Source organism: Pseudomonas jessenii, assembly GCF_002236115.1.
GTDB lineage: Bacteria > Pseudomonadota > Gammaproteobacteria > Pseudomonadales > Pseudomonadaceae > Aquipseudomonas > Aquipseudomonas jessenii.
Genome location: NZ_NIWT01000011.1, coordinates 1 through 4229, shown reverse-complemented (window position 1 = coordinate 4229; position 4229 = coordinate 1). Strand labels below are relative to the sequence as shown.

Genomic DNA, 4229 nt, shown 5'->3' with positions numbered 1-4229 from the left:
CAGCTTCTTGATGGTTTCCGGGGTTGCAGCAACCCGTGTTTCACCGGTCTGGGTTTCGAGAGGAACACCAATGTGCACGTCAAATCTCCTGCGTGATCTTATTGAGTAAACCCATGCACTACGGATGGTGCGGCTGGGGCGGCCGATCAGCACGATCCCGCCAAATCAGGGCGGGGCGCGGCATTTTGCAGGCGAACTTTGTGCCCTTCAAGGGATTATGACGGGTGACGGAAAATTAACTACAAGTCACCCCGTGACCGAATGTCGCAACCAACCGGCTCAATCCCTTGCAGACCGTGCTTTTCAAGGATTCTGGCCGAAATTGAAGAATTTACACATCGGCCGTATGAATGATGCGGCATTGCCTCGAAATAGTGGCGCAAAGCCGCGTCATCAGGCGCTTGTGGGACGTTTGTACGACTTGTCGATACAGTTTGCTGCTATGCGACAAATACGTATATCTGTAGGGCTTTTGTTTTGCTGACTACGGGGTCAAGTAACCTTGTAGAGCCTTTATCCCTCTAGGCTGTAGCTGTACGCCTGATTTACCAGCCAGTCACGAAATGCCCTTAAAGACGCGGATTCGACCTTTCGTTCAGGAATCATCAGGTAGTAAGCCTTGATACTGGACAGTGCTTGGGGGTTGGCGATCACCAGGCGTTTCTCTTTCAGCTCCCTTTGAATCAGGAACGGTGGAATCAGGGCAATGCCCATGTCGTGCATGGCTGCCTGGGCGAGCATGGAGAATAGCTCGTAGCGGGGGCCCGTCATGTCTCGCGGGACATTCAGGTGTTGGGAGTCGAACCATTGGCGCCAGGCATAGGGGCGAGTGGTTTGTTGCAGAAGAGGCAAGTCGGCGATTTCCCCGGGCGTCAGACTGGTCTTGTTTCCGAGCAGGTTGGGGCTGCAAACGGGCATCGGATTTTCACCCATCAGCCTGTGGGATTCTGTACCCGACCAATCCGCGTCGCCGAAGTAGATGGCGGCATCAAAATCCGTGTCGGCGAACAGGAACGGCCGCGTGCGGTTGGTCAGGTTGACCGTCACTTCCGGGTGTTTCTGCTGGAAATCCTTGAGTCGCGGCAGCAGCCATTGGGTGCCGAAGGTCGGAACTACGGCCAGTTCGATCACGTTGGTGCCCTGCTGGCCCATCACGGACAAGGTGTCGCGCTCAACGGCATCGAGCTGAGTGGCCACCCGACGGCTGTAGGAGAGTCCGGCTTCCGTCAGCTTGACCCCGCGCCGCGAGCGTCGGAACAGTTCCACACTGAGGAACTCTTCAAGGCTGGCAATCTGTCGGCAAATCGCTCCCTGGGTCAGCGAAAGCTCCTGGGCGGCCTTGGTGAAGCTCTCGTGGCGCGCCGCGGCCTCGAAGCTGATCAGGGCGGTGGTGCTGGGTATCTTTCTGCGCATGTACGTCAACCTCACTAATACATCGCATAAAAGCTCTTTTGCGACGTTTCGGAGTGAGAAATTAGCACAACAGTATGCAAAATCCTCGTTTGCCGTCGCGCCGATCCGGGCCTAGGATCAGCCTACGTTATTTGACCCGATTCGAGAGGACACACTCATGGGCGGTAAAGCTAGCTTCAACTGGATCGATCCCCTGCTGCTGGATCAACAGCTCACTGAAGAAGAACGAATGATTCGCGACACGGCTGCGCAATTCGCTCAGCAAAGCCTTGCGCCGCGCATCCTCGAAGCTTTCCGTCATGAGAAGACCGATCCGGCGATCTTCCGCGAAATGGGCGAGGTCGGCCTGTTGGGCGCAACCATCCCCGAGCAATACGGTGGCAGCGGCCTGAACTATGTCAGCTATGGCCTGATCGCCCGTGAAGTCGAGCGCATCGACTCCGGCTATCGCTCGATGATGAGCGTGCAGTCCTCGCTGGTGATGGTGCCAATCAATGAATTCGGTACCGAAGCGCAAAAGCAGAAGTACCTGCCGAAACTGGCGTCGGGCGAGTGGATCGGCTGCTTCGGCCTGACCGAGCCTAACCACGGCTCCGACCCGGGCGCGATGATCAGTCGTGCGCGCAAAGTGGAAGGCGGCTACAGCCTTACCGGCAGCAAGATGTGGATCACCAACAGCCCGATCGCCGATGTGTTCGTGGTCTGGGCCAAGGACGATGCCGGTGACATTCGCGGCTTCGTTCTGGAGAAAGGCTGGAAAGGTCTGAGCGCTCCAGCGATTCATGGCAAGGTGGGCCTGCGGGCATCGATCACCGGTGAAATCGTGATGGACAACGTGTTCGTTCCGGAAGAGAACATCTTCCCGGACGTCCGTGGTCTGAAAGGTCCTTTCACTTGCCTCAACTCGGCACGTTACGGCATCTCCTGGGGTGCGCTGGGTGCAGCCGAGTTCTGCTGGCACACCGCTCGCCAGTACACCCTGGATCGTCAACAGTTCGGTCGCCCACTGGCCGCTACCCAGTTGATCCAGAAGAAGCTGGCCGACATGCAGACTGAAATCACTATGGCGCTGCAAGGCTGCCTGCGTCTGGGTCGTATGAAGGACGAAGGTACCGCGGCGGTCGAAATTACCTCGATGATGAAGCGCAACTCTTGCGGCAAGTCCCTGGACATCGCGCGCATGGCTCGCGATATGTTGGGCGGCAACGGCATCTCCGATGAATTCGGTGTGGCGCGTCACCTGGTCAACCTGGAAGTGGTGAACACCTATGAAGGTACTCACGACGTCCATGCACTGATCCTCGGTCGTGCGCAAACCGGCCTCCAGGCGTTCTATTAAGGAGAACGTCCATGGGCGCGCTATCGCATCTACGGGTACTGGATTTATCGCGGGTGCTGGCCGGGCCTTGGGCCGGGCAGATCCTGGCCGACCTTGGCGCTGAAGTGATCAAGGTCGAGCGTCCGGGTAACGGCGATGACACGCGCGCCTGGGGACCGCCGTTCCTTAAAGACGCTTATGGCGAGAATACCAGCGAGGCTGCTTATTACTTGTCGGCCAATCGCAACAAGCAATCTGTCACCATCGACTTCACTCGCCCTGAAGGGCAGAAGCTGGTGCGTGAACTGGCGGCCAAGTCGGACATCCTGATCGAGAACTTCAAGGTCGGCGGTCTGGCGGCTTATGGCCTGGACTATGAAACGCTGAAGACGATCAATCCGGATCTGATCTATTGCTCGATCACCGGGTTCGGCCAGACCGGTCCTTATGCCAAGCGTGCGGGTTATGACTTCATGATCCAGGGGCTCGGCGGCCTCATGAGTCTGACGGGGCGACCTGAGGGCGAAGAGGGTGCGGGGCCGGTGAAGGTTGGCGTGGCGCTGACGGACATCCTCACCGGGCTGTATTCGACTGTCGCGATCCTGGCTGCGCTTGCGCATCGGGATCACGACGGCGGTGGTCAGCATATCGATATGGCACTGTTGGACGTACAGGTGGCTTGTCTGGCCAATCAGGCAATGAACTACCTGACGACAGGCAACGCGCCTAAGCGCTTGGGTAATGCTCACCCGAACATCGTGCCTTATCAGGATTTTCCTACGGCGGATGGCGATTTCATCCTTACCGTCGGGAACGATGGTCAGTTCCGCAAGTTTGCGGAAGTGGCCGGGCAGCCGCAGTGGGCGGACGATCCGCGTTTTGCCACTAACAAGCTGCGGGTGGCAAACAGGGCAATACTGATTCCGCTGATCCGCCAGGCGACGGTGTTCAAGACTACCGCTGAATGGGTGGCGCAACTGGAACAGGCTGGCGTGCCATGCGGGCCTATCAATGACGTGGCCCAGATGTTTGCCGATCCTCAGGTCAAGGCACGTGGGTTGGCTATCGAACTGCCGCATGCGCTGGCCGGGATGGTGCCTCAGGTGGCGAGCCCGATTCGATTGTCGGAGACGCCGGTTGAGTATCGTTTTGCACCTCCTCTGCTGGGTGAGCACACGCTTGAAGTTTTGCAGCGTGTGTTGGGTCTGGATGCCGGGGCGGTGTCCGCATTCAAGGCTTCTGGCGTTCTCTGATAGGTCTCTTCTATATAGAGGGTGTTTCGGCTCCTCTATATAGGCGCCCTTTAGGGCGTTTTGCTGCTTTCTGCAGCTTATTGATAGAAAACCTAAATCAGTGCTTGACGGCAGATTCCAGGTGTCTATAATTCGCCCCACTTCCGGCGCAGTCGAAACGGAAAACTCCTTGGTAAACAAAGAGTTACGCAGTTTTCGGCAGCAGGTTGCTTCAGTTCATCGAAGCACAAAGGGAGTTGAAAAAG

The 4229-nt window shown here is 57.4% G+C and carries 4 protein-coding genes; 2 read left to right on the top strand and 2 right to left on the bottom strand.

Going from position 1 to position 4229, the window contains the following annotated elements:
- On the bottom strand, nt 1-78 hold a 78-nt coding region (locus PSJE_RS31870), incomplete at its 3' end, for a hypothetical protein (protein WP_223441004.1).
- Between the two features lie 435 nt (nt 79-513).
- Nucleotides 514-1413 carry a LysR family transcriptional regulator gene (locus tag PSJE_RS30095; protein WP_057712567.1) on the bottom strand — a complete coding sequence of 300 codons (900 nt, stop codon included), beginning with the start codon at nt 1411-1413 and terminating at the stop codon, nt 514-516.
- 157 nt (nt 1414-1570) lie between these two features.
- Here PSJE_RS30095 and PSJE_RS30090 point away from each other — a divergent pair, with 157 nt between their 5' ends.
- Nucleotides 1571-2752 (top strand): acyl-CoA dehydrogenase, encoded by a 1182-nt coding sequence (locus PSJE_RS30090; RefSeq protein ID WP_008053124.1) that lies wholly within the window; start codon nt 1571-1573, stop codon nt 2750-2752.
- Nucleotides 2753-2763: 11 nt separating this feature from the next.
- Nucleotides 2764-3984 (top strand): CaiB/BaiF CoA transferase family protein, encoded by a 1221-nt coding sequence (locus tag PSJE_RS30085; protein WP_057712566.1) that lies wholly within the window; start codon nt 2764-2766, stop codon nt 3982-3984.
- Nucleotides 3985-4229: the final 245 nt, after the last annotated feature.